General features: G+C 60.2%; 17 protein-coding genes. 5 read left to right on the forward strand and 12 right to left on the reverse strand.

Annotated elements, in window-relative coordinates; translation table 11 throughout:
- Position 1: 1 nt before the first annotated feature.
- Entirely contained in the window at positions 2 to 433 is a 432-nt protein-coding gene (locus tag PYR65_RS18480; protein WP_060635912.1) for a GNAT family N-acetyltransferase, read from the reverse strand.
- Positions 434 to 624: 191 nt separating this feature from the next.
- Here PYR65_RS18480 and PYR65_RS18485 point away from each other — a divergent pair, with 191 nt between their 5' ends.
- Positions 625 to 1,521 (forward strand): DUF937 domain-containing protein, encoded by an 897-nt coding sequence (locus PYR65_RS18485; protein WP_276119034.1) that lies wholly within the window; start codon positions 625 to 627, stop codon positions 1,519 to 1,521.
- Positions 1,522 to 1,545: 24 nt separating this feature from the next.
- Here PYR65_RS18485 and PYR65_RS18490 read toward each other — a convergent pair whose 3' ends face one another.
- The 3 genes from PYR65_RS18490 to PYR65_RS18500 form a co-directional block, all read right to left on the reverse strand.
- Positions 1,546 to 1,725, reverse strand: a complete 180-nt coding sequence (locus tag PYR65_RS18490; RefSeq protein ID WP_276119035.1) for a hypothetical protein — start codon at positions 1,723 to 1,725, stop codon at positions 1,546 to 1,548.
- The gene (locus PYR65_RS18495; protein ID WP_276119036.1) at positions 1,722 to 2,315 is read right to left on the reverse strand and encodes a response regulator; all 594 of its coding nucleotides are present in this window, start codon (positions 2,313 to 2,315) and stop codon (positions 1,722 to 1,724) included. Before PYR65_RS18495 ends, PYR65_RS18490 begins: the two co-directional genes overlap by 4 nt.
- Positions 2,316 to 2,722: 407 nt before the next feature.
- Positions 2,723 to 3,016 carry a DUF1127 domain-containing protein gene (locus tag PYR65_RS18500; protein ID WP_060635916.1) on the reverse strand — a complete coding sequence of 98 codons (294 nt, stop codon included), beginning with the start codon at positions 3,014 to 3,016 and terminating at the stop codon, positions 2,723 to 2,725.
- Between the two features lie 322 nt (positions 3,017 to 3,338).
- Between PYR65_RS18500 and PYR65_RS18505 the strand changes: the two genes are divergently transcribed.
- Positions 3,339 to 4,289, forward strand: a complete 951-nt coding sequence (locus PYR65_RS18505; protein ID WP_060504715.1) for a LysR substrate-binding domain-containing protein — start codon at positions 3,339 to 3,341, stop codon at positions 4,287 to 4,289.
- A 623-nt stretch (positions 4,290 to 4,912) separates the two neighbouring features.
- Here PYR65_RS18505 and katG read toward each other — a convergent pair.
- Positions 4,913 to 7,120, reverse strand: a complete 2,208-nt coding sequence (gene katG / locus PYR65_RS18510) for a catalase/peroxidase HPI (RefSeq protein ID WP_276119037.1) — start codon at positions 7,118 to 7,120, stop codon at positions 4,913 to 4,915.
- A 109-nt stretch (positions 7,121 to 7,229) separates the two neighbouring features.
- On the opposite strand from katG, the gene PYR65_RS18515 reads away from it, so the two are divergent.
- The gene (locus PYR65_RS18515) at positions 7,230 to 8,129 is read left to right on the forward strand and encodes a hydrogen peroxide-inducible genes activator (RefSeq protein ID WP_276119038.1); all 900 of its coding nucleotides are present in this window, start codon (positions 7,230 to 7,232) and stop codon (positions 8,127 to 8,129) included.
- Position 8,130: 1 nt separating this feature from the next.
- Here the strand turns inward: PYR65_RS18515 and PYR65_RS18520 are convergent, their stop codons facing one another.
- The 5 genes from PYR65_RS18520 to PYR65_RS18540 all read right to left on the reverse strand — a co-directional run bounded on the left by PYR65_RS18520 (position 8,131) and on the right by PYR65_RS18540 (position 12,536).
- Positions 8,131 to 9,006 (reverse strand): dienelactone hydrolase family protein, encoded by an 876-nt coding sequence (locus PYR65_RS18520; RefSeq protein WP_276119039.1) that lies wholly within the window; start codon positions 9,004 to 9,006, stop codon positions 8,131 to 8,133.
- 201 nt (positions 9,007 to 9,207) lie between these two features.
- Positions 9,208 to 9,990 (reverse strand): 3-hydroxybutyrate dehydrogenase, encoded by a 783-nt coding sequence (locus tag PYR65_RS18525; RefSeq protein ID WP_060635920.1) that lies wholly within the window; start codon positions 9,988 to 9,990, stop codon positions 9,208 to 9,210.
- A gap of 12 nt (positions 9,991 to 10,002) precedes the next feature.
- Positions 10,003 to 10,743: an acetoacetate decarboxylase gene (locus PYR65_RS18530; protein WP_060635921.1), complete on the reverse strand. Its 741-nt coding sequence runs from the start codon at positions 10,741 to 10,743 to the stop codon at positions 10,003 to 10,005.
- Positions 10,740 to 11,882, reverse strand: coding sequence for a patatin-like phospholipase family protein (locus PYR65_RS18535; RefSeq protein WP_276119040.1), 1,143 nt, complete (start codon positions 11,880 to 11,882; stop codon positions 10,740 to 10,742). Before PYR65_RS18535 ends, PYR65_RS18530 begins: the two co-directional genes overlap by 4 nt.
- Positions 11,883 to 12,116: 234 nt before the next feature.
- Positions 12,117 to 12,536: an MAPEG family protein gene (locus tag PYR65_RS18540; RefSeq protein WP_276119041.1), complete on the reverse strand. Its 420-nt coding sequence runs from the start codon at positions 12,534 to 12,536 to the stop codon at positions 12,117 to 12,119.
- Between the two features lie 155 nt (positions 12,537 to 12,691).
- Between PYR65_RS18540 and PYR65_RS18545 the strand changes: the two genes are divergently transcribed.
- The gene (locus tag PYR65_RS18545; protein WP_276119042.1) at positions 12,692 to 13,954 is read left to right on the forward strand and encodes a low temperature requirement protein A; all 1,263 of its coding nucleotides are present in this window, start codon (positions 12,692 to 12,694) and stop codon (positions 13,952 to 13,954) included.
- A gap of 85 nt (positions 13,955 to 14,039) precedes the next feature.
- Here PYR65_RS18545 and guaB read toward each other — a convergent pair whose 3' ends face one another.
- Both guaB and PYR65_RS18555 read right to left on the reverse strand, forming a co-directional pair.
- Positions 14,040 to 15,536, reverse strand: a complete 1,497-nt coding sequence (gene guaB, locus PYR65_RS18550; protein ID WP_276119043.1) for an IMP dehydrogenase — start codon at positions 15,534 to 15,536, stop codon at positions 14,040 to 14,042.
- Positions 15,537 to 16,080: 544 nt separating this feature from the next.
- Entirely contained in the window at positions 16,081 to 16,950 is an 870-nt protein-coding gene (locus PYR65_RS18555) for an MBL fold metallo-hydrolase (RefSeq protein ID WP_407951337.1), read from the reverse strand.
- Between the two features lie 327 nt (positions 16,951 to 17,277).
- Between PYR65_RS18555 and PYR65_RS18560 the strand changes: the two genes are divergently transcribed.
- A complete protein-coding gene (locus PYR65_RS18560) occupies positions 17,278 to 18,690 on the forward strand; it encodes a DHA2 family efflux MFS transporter permease subunit (RefSeq protein WP_276119046.1) in 1,413 nt (470 codons plus the stop codon).
- Positions 18,691 to 18,701: the final 11 nt, after the last annotated feature.

Genomic DNA, 18,701 nt, shown 5'->3' on the forward strand with positions numbered 1-18,701 from the left:
TCTAAAATCTCTTTTTCAGAAAGTAGCGGGGAATGGCGTTTTCGGCGCCTTCGAGTTCGCCGAAAACGGTGTAGCCGAGCTTTTCATAGAACGGCCGCGCCTGAAACTCGAATGTGTCCAGCCAGACGCCGATATAGCCGCGGGCCCGCGCGATCGTTTCTGCTTCCGCCAGCAGGCGCGAGCCGAGGCCCTGGCCGCGATACGCATCCGGCACCCCCAGATATTTGACGAAGGCCCAGCCGAACCCATCCGTGCCGTAAAGACCGCCGGCAACCGCATTCGTGTCGGGGTCGCGCAGCAGAATGGCGAAATCGGTCTTTTCCTCGATGGCACCGAGATGCAGTGCTGCATGCTGGTCCAGCACCGCAAGGATCGCTGCCGCATCCTGCGCGCTGGCATTTTCGGGAATGATATCGATGATCGGACGCTTCATGCCGGTTCCACGCGTGGCTGGGGACGCAGGCACAATAGGCGAACGCTGCAGGCTTGTGGAGAGTGAAATTCCGCCGATGCGGGAGCAAGTCGCATAGTCCTCATCCGGCTCACAAAAAGCGGTGTTCTCGCGGCTTTTTGCCGTTATAGTGCAACAACATGCGTAGTGCCGCCTGCTGGAGAGGACAAAAAATGATCCCGCTTTTCGATATGATGATGCAGGCGCAGAATGGCAATGCCATGGACGTGATGGCCAAGCAGTTCGGCCTGGCGCAGGAGCAGATGGCCAAGGCGACGGCCGCCCTGATGCCGGTCTTTTCCACCGCCCTCAAGCGCAACACCGCCAACCCTTATGATTTCAGCACCTTGCTCGCTGCCATGTCGAACGGCAATTACGCCCAGTATTTCGAGGATATGAACAAGGCTTTCACGCCGCAGGGCCTGGCCGACGGCAATACTGCCCTCAATCAGCTTTTCGGCTCCACCGACATGCTGCAGGCCATTTCCGGGCAAGCGGCGCAGATAACCGGTATCGGCCAGGAAATCTACAAGCAGATGCTGCCGGTGGTGGCGAGCGCGATCATGGGGGGATTGTTCAAGCAGGCATCCGGGCAGATGGGCGGGATGCAGAATCCCTTTGCCAATACGCCGATGGAAGCAATGATGAAGCCATGGCTGGAGGCATCCGGCTTTACCAGGAAGCCGCACCCGGCCGCCAATCCATTCGACAACGCGTTCACGCAGGCGATGAGTTCCTTCACGCCGGCGATGAACTCGTTCACGCCGGCGGTCAACCCGTTTACACAGGCTATGCAGGGCTTTTTCGGTGCGGCAAAGCCGGAGGAAAAACAGCCATCCGCCCCGGATATGTTTGCGGCCAACCCCTTCATCAAGGCGTTTCAGGACATGATGAACGGCAAGCCACAGGCAGCACCAGAGCCGGAAAAGAAGCCTGCCGAAGCCAATCCGATGGCGCAGTTTACCGAGATGTTCAACAGCATGTTCGACAGCGGGCTCGAGGCGCAGAAGGAATATCAGAAGAACATCGACGGCCTGTTCGAGACCTACCGGAAAACGACAAACGGTTAACCGCTGCAGCTTGCCGGAGTGCCGTTATTTGACACTCTGGTTTTCATGCTGCTGCAACCGCGCCTGCCTCAAGGCATCGGTTTTTTTCTTGGCGGCGGCAACCCGCGCTTCTTCACTCGCGGTTGCGACACTCTTGGCTTGTTCGAAATCGCCCCATGACGACGGCCCCCTCGGCCGGCGCTTCAATGGTTCGGTATCAGTCATGCTTTTTTCTCCATTTGAGAGCCAAAGCCCTGGACTTCCAGCGCCTGGGTGAGCAGTCCCGTCAGTTGCCGGTCGTCGAACGGCTTCCTTAGCCACGGCACCTGCTGGAAATGGGAGGGAATTTCGGCGCGATCGGCGCCAGAACAAAAAATCATCGGCACGCCGCGCTCCAACAGAAGGGATGCGACCTGCGTGCACACTTCGCCTTTCAGCTGAAAGTCGAGAATGGCAGCCAGCGGTGTGTGGAAGGCCAACCATCTCAACGCCGCAGCGCAGGACGGATATGTCTCCGATTTCAGCCCGGCTGCGTTCAACACCTCCTCCATATCAAGCGCAATGAACGGCTCATCCTCCAAAACGAGGATCTGATCGGTAGGACACGGCTGCGCTGAAGCTGCCATCTCCAGAGAGAGCCTCCTTAAAAGACCGGAATTTTCCGTGGATTTGGCCAACCGCTCGGCAACCACCAAAGCCTTTTGGCCTTCTTCGCTACCGATTTTGAACCCATGCGCATCGCACCAGCGGTGCACAGCCGCAATAGTTGTTTGCGACTGACCATCTTCAAAATAAAGCAAATCAAGAAGAGACATACAGCTCTGCTCCAAGAATTGGGCAAGAGCACAAGATCTCTCAAACAGTCACAGCCGAGTGGGCGTAGTGGGACCGGTCATGCAACAATACGCTGAATTGCACGGAACGCATTAAACTATATTAACTGCGGTCATTTTTTCTGCGCGGGCCATTTTCCGCGCGTACATCAACACGAACTCTTCGGTTTGCAGACAAGAAAAAGCCCGGTACCGGTCTTGGGGACCGGGTACCGGGCAAGCAGCAGGGCAATTGGCTCTAACCCTGCGGGGAACGGTAACGCGCAGAGGCGGCTGCGCGTCCCTGTTGCGTGGGACGTTTTTGAAAACGTCTAGGGCACGCAACAAAACTCTTTCAAAGTGCTGCTCCGGAACTCTTCAAGCTCCGCAGGCAGCGGTCAAAGCACATCTCAGCCGAGGCGTGCCTTGCGGTAGAACGTGTTTGCCCGGTCGCGGGACGCCTGTGTCAGGTGACGGCCGGGATCGTCGAAGAACGGCGAGGTCATCGCCTCGCGCACTTCGTGGCGGCAAAGCCCCATATCGAGCAGTTGGTGATCGTCGAGATCCTGCAGGCGGCCGATGGCATTGCGGTTTCGCAGCAGGCGCCATACCGAGTTCAGCACGCCCATCAGCCCCGTCTGGCGGGATGTCGCGGACAGCTTCCCGGTGAGGGTGAGGTCAAGTGCGTGGTCGGTCGTGCGCATGATGCTAACTCCTTTGTCAGGGCACGTCAGCGCTGCACGTCTTGAACGTGCCTCGCTGTCATTGTCGATTTTGTCTCATTTCTTTCCAGATCGCCTAGGATCTGGAAATTTAGGCAAGGGCGACCCATCCCCCGCAGGGAGGCCGGCGCGGGAGTTGGGTCGAAACTTATATTGGTGGACCGGCTTTGCTGACGCTCGCCGGAATGGTTCAGAATGCGATTTGCCCGATCAAATTCGCAAATCCTTATTGATCAGTCCAACGAATGTTTCTAATGGTATTCATCAAACTATTTCATGAGTGCTCTTTTTGAGGACCAGGACCATGTCCGCACCGCTCGATATCGATCAACTCCAGACTTTCGTTGCCATCGCCGACACCGGCAGCTTCACCAAGGCGGCCGATCGGGTCTTCAAGACGCAATCGGCGGTGTCGATGCAGATGCGCCGGCTGGAAGAGCGCATCGGCAAGCAGCTGTTTGCCAAGGACGGGCGCGGCAACCGCTTGACGACGGAAGGCGACCGGCTGCTGAATTTCGCACGGCGGATGATCCGGCTGAACAACGAAGCCATCGCCTCCTTCGACGACAACCGCCTGGAAGGCACGCTGCGCATCGGCACGCCCGATGATTATGCCGATCGCTACATGCCGGAAATCATCGTCCGCTTTGCCAAGACCCATCCGAATGTCGAGCTCAACATCGTCTGCGAGCCCTCGGTGGATCTGGCGGAAAAGATGGCCAAGGGCGAACTCGACATCGCGCTTGTCACACACAACCCCCGCGCCCGCGCATCCGACGTGGTGCGCACCGAGCCGCTCTGCTGGGTCAGCTCCATCAACCATCCCCTGCCGGAAAATGCACCGGTGCCGCTCGCCGTCGGCAAGCGCGACTGCGCCTGGCGCCAGGCCGCCTGCTCGGCACTCGATGCCACCGGCAAGGAATATAATATCCTGTTCACCAGCTGGTCATCGACGGTGGTGGCGGCGGCGGTGCTGGCCGGCATGGCGGTTTCGGTCCTGCCGGAATCGGCGCTGCGGACCGGCATGAAGGTTCTGACCCAGGCGGATGGTTTTCCAGCGCTTGCTCCGGTTCAGATCGGCATCATGAAGCGGCCAGGGCTTTCGCCCTCGCTCTCGAACGCGATCACCAACCACATCACGGCCTGTCTCGACAATATCACGCCGACGACGAGCACCGATGATCTGGATGGCGACATGAAGAATTTTCCGCGTTACCCGCGCCTGCGCCAGAGCCATATGCTGCCCGGCTGGTAAGACCTAATCGCTCGACAAGCAAAAAGGCCGTGCTCCTTTCGGAGACGCGGCCTTTTTGTATTTGCTAATATGGATACCCGGCCAGAATACGCGGCCGCAAAAATCGACTGCAATATATATTCGTCCTAAGCAGCCCCGAAAATCGCTGCCGGGCTTTTATACGACAATTTGAATATATGCCCAAGAGCCCAGAATGGACCATTTTTGGTGGAATTCCCCTAGGAAATTAGGGGAAATTTAACGGCAACGCTGATTTTCGGGCCCCGGATGAGGAAAAACTGAGCATTTTCGCGATTTGGGCAGAGTGCTGGCAGCGCTGGTTCACGCGGAGTTGGGAGGCTAGCCGGGAAATTGAGCGTTGTCCAAATACTCCGTCATTCCTGTGCTCGTCACAGGAATCCAGCCAGCTCAAGTCCTTGAGCTGAAAGAGTCTTTTGACCCGACGGACGTCGGGTCACTGGATCCCCGCCACAAGGGCAGGGATGACGGCGAGAGTGGGGTGTCGGCCTTGCAAGACAATCTGTTCAGGCTTTATAAAACGCCTCACCGGGCCCATTAAGGCCCGGTTTGTAAAATCGCGATCATGAAGCCCGCTGCATTTGAGCGGGCCTCAATGCGGCAGGTCAGACCAAGTCGAACCGGTCGGCGTTCATCACCTTGTTCCAGGCGGAGACGAAGTCGCGGACGAATTTGGACTGTGCATCGCTCTGACCATAGACTTCGGCCACGGCACGCAGCTGGGAATTCGAGCCGAACACCAGATCGACGCGGGTGGCGGTCCATTTGAGTTCGCCGGTTGTCCGGTCGCGTCCTTCAAAGACCTCCTTGTCCGGCGATGCCGCCTTCCAGACCGTGCCCATGTCGAGCAGGTTGACGAAGAAGTCATTGGTGAGCGTTTCCGGACGCGTGGTGAAGACACCATGCTGGGACTGGCCGTGATTGGCGTTCAGCGCCCGCAGTCCACCCACCAGCACCGTCAGTTCCGGCGCCGTGAGCGTCAGGAGCTGTGCCTTGTCGATCAGAAGCTCTTCGGCCGATACGGTGAAGCTTGTCTTCTGATAGTTGCGGAAACCTTCCGAAACCGGCTCGAGCACCGAGAAGGATTCGATATCGGTCTGTTCCTGCGTCGCATCGGTGCGGCCGGGCGCAAACGCAACGGCCACGTCCTGACCGGCGCTCTTCGCCGCCTTTTCGATGGCGGCGGCACCGCCTAGCACGATCAGATCGGCCAGCGATACCTGCTTGCCGCCCGGATGCGCCTCGTTGAAGCTTCTCTGGACGCCTTCAAGCGCCGCAAGCACGGTTGCGAGCTGTTCGGGCTGGTTGGCGTCCCAATCCTTTTGCGGGGCAAGGCGGATGCGCGCACCATTGGCACCGCCGCGCTTGTCGGACCCGCGGAAGGTCGAGGCCGAGGCCCAGGCGGTCGAAACCAGCTGCGAGACCGATAGGCCGGAGGCGAGGATCTTTTCCTTCAGGTCTGCAATATCGGCAGCATCGATCAGCGGGTGATCTGCGGCCGGGACCGGGTCCTGCCAGATCAGATCTTCGCTTGGAACTTCCGGGCCGAGATAGCGGACCTTCGGTCCCATGTCGCGATGGGTCAGCTTGAACCAGGCGCGGGCAAAGGCGTCGGCGAACTGATCGGGATTTTCGTAGAAGCGGCGCGAAATCTGCTCATAGGCCGGATCGACGCGCAGCGCGAGGTCGCTGGTCAGCATCGACGGCGCATGACGCTTAGAGGGATCATGGGCATCCGGAACCGAGTTGGCGCCCATGCCATGCTTGGGCGTCCACTGATGCGCACCGGCCGGGCTCTTCGTCAGTTCCCATTCGTAGCCGAACAGGTTCCAGAAGAAGTTGTTGCTCCAGCGCGTCGGCGTCGAGGTCCAGGTAACCTCGAGGCCGCTGGAAATGGTGTCGCCACCCTTGCCGCTGCCATAGGTGCTGGCCCAGCCGAGACCCTGCTGCTCGATATCGGCAGCTTCCGGCTCGCGGCCGACATGGGCGGCGTCGCCGGCACCATGGGTCTTGCCGAACGTGTGGCCGCCGGCGATGAGGGCAACGGTTTCCTCGTCGTTCATGGCCATGCGTCCGAAGGTTTCGCGGATGTCGCGGGCGGAGGCCAGCGGGTCCGGATTGCCGTTCGGGCCTTCCGGATTGACATAGATCAGGCCCATCTGCACCGCTGCCAGCGGATTTTCCAGATCACGGTCGCCGCTATAGCGCTTGTCGTCGAGCCAGGTGCGTTCGGCACCCCAGTAGATATCTTCTTCCGGCTCCCAGACGTCGGCACGGCCACCGGCGAAACCGAAGGTCTTGAAGCCCATCGATTCCAGCGCGCAGTTGCCGGTCAGGACCAGAAGATCGGCCCAGGAGAGTTTGTTGCCGTATTTCTGCTTGATCGGCCAGAGCAGGCGGCGGGCCTTGTCGAGGTTGACGTTATCCGGCCAGCTGTTGAGCGGCGCAAAGCGCTGCGTACCCGAGGACGCACCGCCACGGCCGTCGCCGGTGCGGTACGTGCCGGCGCTGTGCCAGGCCATGCGGATGAAGAAGGGACCGTAATGACCGAAATCGGCCGGCCACCACTCCTTCGAATCCGTCATCAGCGCAAAAATGTCCTGCTTGACGGCCGCGAGATCGAGCGTCTTGAACGCTTCGGCATAATCGAAACCGGTGCCCAGCGGATCGGACAAAGCCGAATTCTGGTGGAGAATCCGCAGGTTGAGCTGGTTCGGCCACCATTCGCGGTTTGAAGTCCCCTCGCCCGAGTTGCTGGTCAGCGACCCGTGCATGACCGGACACTTGCCCGTTTTCTCGACTTTGGCGTCCATTTCTGCCTCCTGTTTACAATGCAAATTCGTGGGTTCCGCCGCACCATCTCCTATAAGTTCCATAATTTCCAATTGTATTTAATTGAAATATCGATAGGATTATCCTATCATGATCACGATACGCCAAATGCGCTATTTCGATGCACTTGCCAGTGCCCGGCATTTCGGGCGGGCAGCGCAGATGGTCAATGTCAGCCAGCCTGCACTGTCGGCACAGATCGCCGAAATGGAACGCGAGCTCGGCGTCAAGCTGGTGGAGCGTGGCAAGGGGCCGACGCTTCTGACCCGCGAGGGCGAGGCGCTGCTGCCGGAAATGCGCAAGATCCTCGGCGGCATCGACCAGCTCTACCAGCAGGCACGCCATGTGACCGGGGTGCTGGAAGGCAAGCACCGGCTGGGGATCATCCCGACGGTTGCGCCCTACCTTGTGCCCGTGCTCATTCCTTTGGTGCGCGAGCGTTACCCCAACCTGCAGATCGAGCTGAAGGAGCTTTTGACCGGTCCCTGCCTCGACGAATTGCGGCACGGCCGGCTCGACAGCGTTATTGCCGCGCTGCCGGTGGACGAGGAAAACCTGTCGAGTGCGCTCTTGTTTGAAGACCGGTTCCTGATTGCCAGCACCGAGGATGAACACACGATCCTGATGTCGCCGATGACCGAGGACAAGGTCGATGTGGAACGGCTGCTTTTGCTGGAGGAAGGCCATTGCCTGCGCGATCATGCGCTAGCGGTCTGCGGCATTCATTCCGGCCGCCGCGTTGCAAATTATGGCGCGACGTCGATGGCGACGCTGTTGCAGATGGTCAGCCACGGCATGGGCATCACGCTGATCCCCGAAATTGCCGTCAACGACGAAAAGAGCCGCAACCGGATGCGGATCGTTCCCTTTGCCGAGCCGCAGCCGTCACGCCGGATCGGCCTTGTCTGGCGCACGCGCAGTGGCCGCCAGAACGACCAGCAGGCCTTGGCCAGCCTGATTTCGGAGGCCGCCCAGCGCCTGCTGCAATAGATCAGACGACCTTCGTCTTCAGGAACTCCACCGTCCGGCTCCAGGCGAGATCGGCAGCCGTCTTGTCGTAGCGGGCCGCCGAGGTATCGTTGTTGAAGGCATGGTTGACGCCCTCGTAAATCTGGATGGTGAAATCCTTGCCAGCGTCCGTCAGCGCCTTCCTGTAGGCGTCGATACCGGCATTGATGCGCTCGTCCAGCCCGGCATATTGCAACAGCAGCGCCGCCTTGATCTTCGGCACGTCTTCTGCCGGCGGCTGCGCGCCGTAATAGGCGACGCCGGCTTTCAGGTCCGGGGATGCGACGGCCAGCTTATTGACCATGCCGCCGCCCCAGCAAAAGCCGACCGCACCGGCCTTGCCGGTGGTCAGGTCATTGCTTTCGAGATAGGTAACGGTCGCAACCGCGTTATCGACGGTCTGCTTGCCATCCAGCGCGCCGATCATTTCGCGCGCCTTGTCCTCGTCGGCAGGCGTTCCGCCGGCGGGGGAAAGAAAATCGGGAGCGAGTACTACGAAGCCTTCCAGCGCCATGCGGCGGGCGACATCCCTGATATGCGGGTTAAGGCCACGGTTTTCGTGAATGACGATGACCGCAGGCAGCTTTCCCGATGCGTCGGCGGGGCGGACCAGATAGCCTTTCAAATCGCCGCCGGCACCGGGATAGGTGACATCCTCTGCCTTTACCCGCGCATCGCTTTCCGGGATGATTTCCGCCTGCGCGCTGTTGGCGGCCAGAAGCGGCGCGATCGCGGCGGCGGTTGCAGCCGAGCCGGTCAACGCCGTCAGTTTGCGCATGAAGGCCCGCCGGTCGAGGCTGAGATGGGTGTATTCGTCATAGGCGTTGATCATCGCCTGGGTGATCTTCGGCTTTTCCATGTTTTCCTCCTCTGGTCCGCCGTCACATCGCGGGGTCATGCAGGCGCGCTATACTGGCGCCCGTCACCACACAACGCAGGCGGCCGATAAAACAGAGGTGTGGCGCTCGCCGCGTTCGACAAGCTTGGCACCACCCCGTTGACGCAAACGTGATCCGGCCGCAATGCCCGGCCGGATCAAGAGCCTGCCGCGATGGGACGCCTACTGCATGTACCAGCCATGGCTGACGACGAGCGACTGGCCGGTAAGCGCATTGGTCTCGAAACCTGCAAACAGGAGCGCCACTTCCGCGACATCCTCGACGGTGGTGAACTGCGCATCCACCGTGCCGCCGAGCATCACCTTCTTGATGACCTCGTCTTCGGAAATACCGAGTTCCTTGGCCTGTTCGGGGATCTGCTTGTCGACCAGGGGCGTTCGCACGAAGCCGGGGCAGATGACATTGGCGCGCACGCCGTCCGGTCCGCCTTCCTTGGCAACCACGCGGGCCAAGCCGAGCAGACCGTGCTTGGCGGTGACATAGGCCGATTTCAGCGGCGAGGCTTCATGCGAATGCACCGAGCCCATATAGATGATCGCCCCGCCCTTCTGCGCCTTCATATGCGGAATGCAGGCCTTGGTGGTGAGGAAGGCACCATCGAGATGGATGGCCAGCATCTTCTTCCAGTCGGAAAAGGCATAGTCCTCGATCTTGTTGACGATCTGGATGCCGGCATTGGAGACGAGCACGTCCACCCTGCCCCATTTGGCAATCACTGCTGCGACGCCGGAATTGACGGCGTCTTCGCTGGTCACGTCCATCGCAATACCGATCGCCTCGCCCGGACCCGCCGCCGTCAAGTCCCTGGCCGTCGCCTCGGCTGCTTCAAGCTTCAAATCGGCGATGACGACCCTGGCGCCTTCCGACACATATTTCTTGGCAATCGCCAGGCCGATGCCGCTGGCAGACCCGGTGACGATGCAGACCTTGTCCTTGAGTTTCATGGTTTTAACTCCCTATTTTTGCAGATAATCATGGACCACTTCGCCGAGACCCAGGGTCAGGTCGGAGAGGATATGAACGGCGGACTTGACCTCAAGCACCGGCAGATCGGCGACCGGGGCCAGTGCATGCGGAAACAGCGCCAGCGCGCCCGGACCTTCCCAGGCGCCCTTCACCGTCAGGTCCTCCAGATAATAGCGAACCAACTCGCAGATGCGCGGCGTGCAATCGACATGCGGAATGATCTTCAGCATGAAATTCGGCTGTTTCAGGCTTTCGAGGATTTTCGCCTTGTCGAGTGTGCGATGCTTGAAGCCCATTGTCGCGGTCGCGACACGCTGGCCGCCATATTCCAGCGTGCCGACCAGCGCGTCCTTGACGGATGTCAGCGACGGTTCCGCCAGCTTCTTCGGGAAACCCCAGATCTCGCGGCCACCGGCAATCGGCGCATCGTCGTTCAAATACATCGAATGCACGTAGCCGCCGTGCACGCCTTCAAACGTGACCGGAATGACCTGGCCAGACTCGGTATAATCGCCAAAACCCGTGGAATCGGGCATGCGGATGAATTCGTATTTCACCAGCGGCTCATCAAACTGCAGCGGCTCCGGCACCACCCGGCGCAAGGCTTCCGGATCGGTGCGGTAGGTAATGATCATATATTCGCGGTTGACGAAGCGGTATGGGCCCGGCGGATAGGATGGGCTGGTCAGCGGCATCGCGAAGGCATTGCGAACGACATCTTCGATTTTCATGGCTTATTCCCCCGCAGGCGTTGCTCGGCAAGATCGAAAACCCGTATTCCGTTGGTGGGGCGCGTGCGGTTGCGCCAATCGGGATGATTGAGCGTCTCGACCACATCGTCATGTCCGGCCTTCCAGTGTTCTTCCACTGAGAGCCGCGAAAACTCGTAGTCCTTGGACCCGGTCTCATAGGCCGCATTCCGGTAGATCAGATGCACCATGGTGACGGCGCAATCGTTGCCGATCCGCTCAAGAATTTTCGCATCGGGATCGTCCTTCAGCTCCGGCGGCAGCTTTTCCATCAGCCGCTTGGCGGCCATGCGCACCGATTGCAGCTTGCGGAACTGGTCGGTGTTGAGGCGTGTGCGGCTGGAAAAGCGGATTTCCTTTTCCCGCGCCTCGACATCGAAGAGATCGCGCGGCAACGGGCCCTTGGCGCTGAACAGATCGACCTGAAAGATGCAGAGATCGGTTTCCAGCTCCTGGCCCGACAGCACCCGCTGCAGCGGCGTATTGGAGACGATGCCGCCATCCCAATAGAAGCGGCCGTCGATCTCGACCGGCGCAAAGCCCGGCGGCAAGGCGCCGGAGGCTGCAACATGCTTGACGGAAAAGGCGCAGTGGTGGTTGTCGAAATAATTGAAATTGCCGCTCATCACATCGACGGCGCCAAGGCTGAGCCGGATGGCGCCCGAATTGATCAGGTCGAAATCCACCAGACCGGCAAGCGTCTCCTCCAGCGGCGCGGTGTCATAGAGACTGATGGCCGCCATCGGATCGCCGGGGATTTTCCAAGGGGAGAAGGCGCGCGGCGTGAAGAAGCCGGGAACGCCGGTGAGCGAGCCCAGGAAGGCCGAGGATTCGTTAAACCATTTGCGCATGGCATCGCCATTGCCGAGAAAATGGCCCGGCAATGCCGAGGAGACCCGGTGCCAGAAGGTTCTGAGATTATCGACGCGCTGATCGACCGGGCTGCCGGCAATGATCGCCGAGTTGATCGAGCCGATGGAAATGCCGGCCAGCCAGTCCGGGCGGATGCCGGCCGCATGCAGCGCCTCATAGGCACCTGCCTGATAGGCGCCAAGCGCCCCGCCGCCCTGAAAGACGAGAACGGTCTTCTCTGTAGGGATGGTGACTGGGGGTATGCTCACTGGATGCTTTCCTTGCGACGACCGCAACTGCGAAGAGACAACGGCTCGTAAGGTTGTCCGGTTCCGCATCCGCAGATTAAGTTTCGGTAATATGGAAAGGCAGTAGAGGGGCTATATGGTCCGTTTATTCAATCGGTTAGGTTTCAACAGGCAGCACTTTTCCTGCCGCCTGGAAGCCGATGATAGTCCGGTCTTGTGCACTGCGCAATGCAAGACAATATGACAATTTCGCAATCAAAACCCAGTGAGGTGAACGGCGAAAATCAACCATAGACTGAAGTTGAGAAAGAAACCTGCCACGAATAGGCGCTGGCGGATGCGCAGCCTGTTGGACGTTACATGCACATAGGCATGGGCGTAGCGGCTGAGAACGAAAAGCCAGGCGATCACCAGCACGAGATAGTTCACGCCGGCCGTCAGGTGCAAGAGAATGCAGACCACGAAGAACAGCACCGGCAGCTCGAACTGGTTAATCAGACTGCGGGCGACGGTGGCGCTGGGCTCCGGCTCGACCGCCGGTATCCAGAAATCCGACACTTTGGCGGTCCCGGAACGCACTGCACGGTAGCGGCGCCTGAGCATCAGGAAATAGATTGCATGGATCAACGCCACTTGCGCGATGACGGGCCAGAAGATTGCAGTTGATATGGGCATGATCACTCCGTTCATTCGCACCTGCCCTGATCTATAGCGGGCGTGCGGGAAATCCAGAACAAGGCGGGCGAACGGTCCACAGCGCTCTCCATGCTTGACAGCTGTTTTACGAATAAACGATGTTCGAGACGGCACCCTCAACAGGAAAGTCCCGCATGTCCCAACAGCCTGATCCCGCCCCCGCGCTGCCCACCCATCATGCCAGCGCGATGCGCGGGCGCGACCCGCATGAGCATCACCGGGTGGCGACGCCGCTGGAGCTGCTGTTCGACCTGACCTTCGTCATCGCCTTCGGCGTTGCCGGATCGCAGCTCGCGCATCTCCTGGCCGAGGGGCATTATGCCGCCGGACTTGCAGGCTTCGGTTTTGCGATGTTTGCCGTCTGCTGGGCCTGGGTGAATTTCTCCTGGTTTGCCTCCGCCTTCGACACCGACGACTGGATCTACCGGCTGACAACGATGGTGCAGATGGCCGGGGTGCTGATCCTGTCGCTTGGACTGCCGCAGATGTACGAATCGATCGACAAGGGCGCCCATGTCGATAATGGCATCATGGTTCTCGGCTATGTCGTCATGCGGGTGGCGATGATTTTCCAGTGGTTGCGGGCCGCCCGCCACGCGCCGCGCTGCCGTCCTGCCTGCCTTTCCTATGTCACGGCGATCTCGATCGCGCAGATCGGCTGGATCGCGCTGATTTTCATCGACATGCCGCTATTGCCGACCTTCATCTGTGTCGTTCTTTTGACGCTGATCGAACTGCTCGGCCCGGTCGTTGCCGAGCGCAAGAATGGCGGCACGCCCTGGCATGCGCATCATATCGCCGAGCGCTACGGGCTGCTGGCGATCATCACGCTGGGCGAAGGCGTCGTCGGAACCGTGGCCTCGATTTCGGCCATCGTCGGCGAGCAGGGCTGGAGCCTCGACGCCATCCTGATCTGCGTTGCCGGCACCGGGCTTACCTTTGGCATGTGGTGGCTGTATTTCCTGTTGCCGTCGGCTGAGATCCTGCACCACTTCCGCAACCGCGCCTTCCTCTGGGGCTATGGCCATATGCTGATCTTCGCGTCGATCGCCGCCACCGGCGCCGGCCTGCATGTGGCGGCCTATTATATCGAGCACAAGGCGCATATCAGCGCCGCTGCCGCCGTCTCGACCGTGGCCATCCCCGTCGGCATCTACATGCTGCTGATCTTTGCCCATTACGTCTATCTTCTGCAGCGGATGGAAGCGTTCTATCTCGGGCTTTTGGCAGGTGCGGCTGTCTTGCTGGTGCTGCCTGTCCTTGCCGCTGCTGCAGGCGTCAGCATGACCATCTGCCTGGCGCTCCTGATGCTGGCGCCGCTGGTCCCTGTCATCGGCTACGAGGCGAAGGGGCACCGCTATGGCGATGCGGCGCTCACACGGGCGCTTGGCTCTTAAGGTTGAAAACGAAAAGGCGGCGAAGATCGCGCCGCCGCCTTTTCCAACATCAAATCCTGGCCATATGCGGCCAAGCGACAATCGCTTACATCGCGCCGGGATAGTTGGGGCTTTCGCGGGTGATCGTCACGTCATGGGCATGGCTTTCGCGCAGGCCAGCACCCGAGATGCGCACGAAAGTGGCGCGCTCCTGGAAGTCCTTGATGGTGGCGCCACCGACATAGCCCATCGACGCCCTCAGGCCACCGGCCAGCTGATGCAGCACGCCGGAAACCGGGCCCTTGTACGGAACCTGGCCTTCGATGCCTTCCGGCACCAGCTTCAGCGTATCGCGCACTTCCGCCTGGAAATAACGGTCGGCCGAGCCGCGCGCCATGGCGCCGACGGAACCCATACCGCGATAGGCCTTGAACGAGCGGCCCTGATGCAGGAACACTTCGCCCGGGCTTTCATCCGTACCGGCGAGCAGCGAGCCGATCATGCAGGCCGATGCGCCGGCAGCGATGGCCTTGGCGAGATCGCCCGAGAACTTGATGCCGCCATCGGCGATCACCGGAATATTGGCCGCCTGGGCTGCCTCGACGGCCGCCATGATGGCTGCCAGCTGCGGCACGCCGACACCGGCCACGATGCGGGTGGTGCAGATCGAGCCTGGACCGATACCGACCTTGACGGCATCCGCACCGGCATCGATCAGTGCCTTGGTGCCGCCGGCGGTGGCGACATTGCCGGCCATGACACGAACGGAGTTCGACATGGTCTTGACCTTGGTCACCGCATCGAGAACGCGCTGCGAATGGCCATGCGCGGTATCGACGACGATCAGATCGACGCCGGCATCGATCAGCCGCTCGGCCCGTTCGATACCGTCATCACCAACGCTGATGGCGGCGGCAGCACGCAGACGGCCCTGCGCATCCTTGGACGCATTGGGGTTGAGCTGCGACTTTTCGATATCCTTGACGGTGATGAGACCGACACAACGGCCATCGCCATCGATCACCAGCAGCTTCTCGATGCGATGCGAATGCAGGAGGCGCTTGGCTTCCTGCTGATCGACATTCTCCGTGACCGTGATCAGGTTTTCGCGGGTCATCAGTTCGTAGATCTTCTGGCCCGGATCAGAGGCGAAGCGCACGTCGCGGTTGGTAACGATGCCGACCAGACGCCCGGGAACGCCGCCCGTGGCATTTTCGACGACCGGGATGCCAGAGATCGAATACATCTTCATCAGTGCCAGCGCATCGGCCAGCGTCGCATCGGGACCGATGGTCACCGGGTTGACGACCATGCCGCTTTCGAACTTCTTGACCTGGCGCACCTGCTCGGCCTGTTCGATCGGGGTGAGATTGCGGTGGATGACGCCGATGCCACCGGCCTGCGCCATGGCAATCGCCAGACGGCCTTCGGTAACCGTATCCATCGCCGAGGAGAGGATCGGCAGGTTGAGGTCAATATCCTGGGCGATACGGGTGGCGATATTCGTCTGCCCCGGCATGACCTCAGAATGTCCGGGTTGCAGAAGGACGTCGTCGAAGGTCAATGCCTCCAGACCGGTTGCCGTTTCAATGATGCGCGCCATGGCCAAATCCCTTCAGTAAAAGGTGTTCTCCCCGCACCGTTTGACAACAGTGAGGCGGAAGACTCGCCGCGCTCAGGCGGGCGAGAGTTTCTTGGAAGTTGGCGAGGGCTGGTAACACGGATATGACGGGTTGGAAATAGCAAAAGCCCGGAAATGACGCATCGTTTTGCTGCAGCGATGACACGTTTGCGCCGGACCAGGCGCCGGGCTTGTATTTTGCCGGCAATACGTTATTTTTGGAGTGCCGGTGCAGGGCCCAACCTGCACCGGCGTTTACTGCTTAGCCGAGGAACTGAAACCGGACGGAAGCTTGCCAGCCTGTCCGGTTTTTCCTGAGCGTCAGCGTGATGCTAAATGGCAGGTACCACATAGATCACCTCCACGTTTGAAGGCAAAGCTGATGCCACAGTCGGGAAAGCTCATCTCCCCGATGCGCCGGCTGGCATGGCGCTGCTGCTTCTGCCTTGAAACTTTTCCAGTGTAGCAAACGCCGCAGTGCCTGCAACCTGAAGCACGCAGAGATTGCAATTTTCCGTCAAGACGGTCAGATTTCGAACTGGTAGGTTTCCGGTACGAAACGGTAGCCCTGTTCGAACTTCTCGATGAAGCCGACGGACGGGAACGGCATGTGGTAGCCGACAAAGGGCAGCCGATCCGTGGCGACCATGTCGAAGACCTTTTTGCGCGAGGCCGCAGCCTTGGCCTTGTCCATATCGAACCGCACTTCCCAATCCGGACGCTGCAGCGACAGAACGAAATGATTGGCGCTATCGGCAGTCAGCACCAAGCCCTTGCCGTCCGATTCGACCGTAAAGATCATGTGTCCCGGAGAGTGACCAAAGGCTGCCATACCGGTAATACCCGGAACGACCTCGCCACCATCGCCGATGAAGGTCATTTTTTCGGCCAGCGGCACGACATTCTTCAAGACGCCCTGGTGCCCGCCTTCGGCCGGCGTTCCGACGCGGGCCTCGTCCTTCCAGAAATCGAACTCCGTCTGGTTTGCAACATAGCGGGCATTTTTGAAGGCCGGTACGCCGCCCTCCATCAGGCCGCCGATATGATCGCCATGCATATGGGTGAGGACAACGATGCTGAGCTGGTCGGGCGTATAACCGGCAGCCGCAATGCCTTCCAGGAGATGCCCGGCGCCCGCCGCGCGGCCACCCTCGCCCATGCCGGTATCAAACAGGATCACCTCCGAGCCGGTATCGATCAGTGTCGGCGAGAAGCCGTTGACGAATTTGTCGGTGGGCAAAAAGTTCGCGGTGAGCAGGTCGGCGACCGCCTGCGGTGTCTGGTTGGTGCCAAAGGTTTCCTGCGGTTTTTCCCCGATGCGCAGGCCATCGCTGATGACGGTGACGCCGAAACTGCCGATCTTGAAACTGCTGGTTCTGCCTTCCGGTATTTTCATCGTTTCCGCTTTCGGTTCGCTCTGCGCAAAGGCGGCCCGGTTCATCACAAAGGGCGCCGCCAACGCGCCCGCTGTTGCCGCTCCAAATAAGGCACGGCGGCTCAAGGGAATAGACGTCGTCATGCTGTTCTCCATGTTTTGACTGGAAGGCTGGCAGTGTTCGATTGAATGGCGGTTGCGTCCAATCAACAAGGCGACATCTAGGGTCTTGACAGGAGATGGCCGTAGAACTCACAGGGATGTGATCGCAAAGTGAGCGCTTGGCAGCGACTTTTGCCGCAGAAGTTCTATGTTCCCGACGCTCCGCTTAAGCGCAAGGCCGCTCGCATGAACCGCATCGTTCCGATGATCCTCGCCGTCGCTCTGTTCATGGAGCAGATGGATTCCACCGTCATTGCCACATCGCTGCCGGCGATCGCCCACGACCTGGGCGTCGGGCCGATCACGCTGAAGCTGGCGCTGACGTCCTATATGGTGTCGCTGGCAATCTTCATTCCATTAAGCGGCTGGATGGCCGACCGGTTCGGCGCCAAGCGCATTTTTCGCGCTGCCATCCTCGTCTTCGTCTTCGGCTCGATCCTGTGTGCGGTTGCCGACAGCGTGCTTGCCTTCGTCGTCTCGCGCTTCCTGCAGGGCATGGGCGGAGCGATGATGACGCCGGTTGCCCGGCTTGTCCTGGTGCGCTCGACGCAGCGCAGCGAACTGGTCGGCGCCATGGCGCTGCTCACCATTCCCGCCCTGGTCGGCCCGCTGGCAGGCCCGCCGCTCGGCGGCTTCATCACCACCTATTTCTCCTGGCACTGGATTTTTCTGATCAATGTGCCGGTCGGCATTATCGGCTATATCCTGTCGGGCATCTACCTGCCTGAGATCAAGAGCGACGCGCCGCCGCCCAACGACATCAAAGGCTTTTTCCTCAGCGCCATCGCCGCCTCGGGCACGATGTTCGGCCTCTCGGTGATGAGCCTGCCGGCATTGCCGCCGCAGGTCGGCGCTGCCGCCGTCGTTATCGGCCTTGTCTGCGGCTTCCTCTATGTCCGCCATGCGCGGCGCCATCCCGCGCCGCTGCTCGATCTCAACCTGTTCAAGGACAGCGCATTCAGGGCGGCGGCGATTGGCGGCACACTGTTTCGCATCTCGATCGGCGCCGTTCCATTCCTGATGCCTCTCATGCTGCAGGTCGGTTTCGGCCTGACGCCGTTCCAGTCCGGCATGATCACCTTCGTTGGGGCGGCCGGCGCATTGACGACGAAGTTCTTTGCCAAGCGTGTGCTGATCTTTGCCGGGTTTCGCACCACGCTTATCTTTGCCTGCATCACCGGAACGATCCTGACATTTATCAACGGCCTGTTCACGCCGGCGACACCCACCATCGTGATGATGTTCATCCTGTTGCTGGCCGGCTTTGCCCGCTCGTTCTTCTTCACCAGCGTCAACGCGCTCGCCTTTGCCGATATCCCGGATTCGATGGCGAGCAAGGCGACCTCCATGACCGCCGTGCTGCAGCAGATGAGTCTCGCGCTCGGCGTTGCCGTGGCAGGTGCTATCCTTGAGATCGAGACGACGCTGACGGGATCGAAACTGGAGCTTGCAGATTTCCAGCTCGCCTTCATGCTGATCTCGGCCATCACGCTGTCTGCGATCATTCCGCTGATCGGCATGTCGAAGAACGCGGGCTCATCCGTCTCCGGCCACCGCATGCGCGAAGACCCCGAAGCCGAAACGATCAGCGTCAAATAAGGGAAAACACG

This window comes from Pararhizobium qamdonense, assembly GCF_029277445.1.
Classification (GTDB): Bacteria; Pseudomonadota; Alphaproteobacteria; order Rhizobiales; family Rhizobiaceae; genus Pararhizobium; species Pararhizobium qamdonense.

Coding starts and splice junctions, on each gene's coding strand:
- PYR65_RS18480 (WP_060635912.1), bottom strand. CDS start 433: ATGAAGCGTCCGATCATCGATATCATTCCCGAAAATGCCAGCGCGCAG.
- PYR65_RS18485 (WP_276119034.1), top strand. CDS start 625: ATGATCCCGCTTTTCGATATGATGATGCAGGCGCAGAATGGCAATGCC.
- PYR65_RS18490 (WP_276119035.1), bottom strand. CDS start 1,725: ATGACTGATACCGAACCATTGAAGCGCCGGCCGAGGGGGCCGTCGTCA.
- PYR65_RS18495 (WP_276119036.1), bottom strand. CDS start 2,315: ATGTCTCTTCTTGATTTGCTTTATTTTGAAGATGGTCAGTCGCAAACA.
- PYR65_RS18500 (WP_060635916.1), bottom strand. CDS start 3,016: ATGCGCACGACCGACCACGCACTTGACCTCACCCTCACCGGGAAGCTG.
- PYR65_RS18505 (WP_060504715.1), top strand. CDS start 3,339: ATGTCCGCACCGCTCGATATCGATCAACTCCAGACTTTCGTTGCCATC.
- katG (WP_276119037.1), bottom strand. CDS start 7,120: ATGGACGCCAAAGTCGAGAAAACGGGCAAGTGTCCGGTCATGCACGGG.
- PYR65_RS18515 (WP_276119038.1), top strand. CDS start 7,230: ATGATCACGATACGCCAAATGCGCTATTTCGATGCACTTGCCAGTGCC.
- PYR65_RS18520 (WP_276119039.1), bottom strand. CDS start 9,006: ATGGAAAAGCCGAAGATCACCCAGGCGATGATCAACGCCTATGACGAA.
- PYR65_RS18525 (WP_060635920.1), bottom strand. CDS start 9,990: ATGAAACTCAAGGACAAGGTCTGCATCGTCACCGGGTCTGCCAGCGGC.
- PYR65_RS18530 (WP_060635921.1), bottom strand. CDS start 10,743: ATGAAAATCGAAGATGTCGTTCGCAATGCCTTCGCGATGCCGCTGACC.
- PYR65_RS18540 (WP_276119041.1), bottom strand. CDS start 12,536: ATGCCCATATCAACTGCAATCTTCTGGCCCGTCATCGCGCAAGTGGCG.
- PYR65_RS18545 (WP_276119042.1), top strand. CDS start 12,692: ATGTCCCAACAGCCTGATCCCGCCCCCGCGCTGCCCACCCATCATGCC.
- guaB (WP_276119043.1), bottom strand. CDS start 15,536: ATGGCGCGCATCATTGAAACGGCAACCGGTCTGGAGGCATTGACCTTC.
- PYR65_RS18555 (WP_407951337.1), bottom strand. CDS start 16,950: ATGAAAATACCGGAAGGCAGAACCAGCAGTTTCAAGATCGGCAGTTTC.
- PYR65_RS18560 (WP_276119046.1), top strand. CDS start 17,278: ATGAACCGCATCGTTCCGATGATCCTCGCCGTCGCTCTGTTCATGGAG.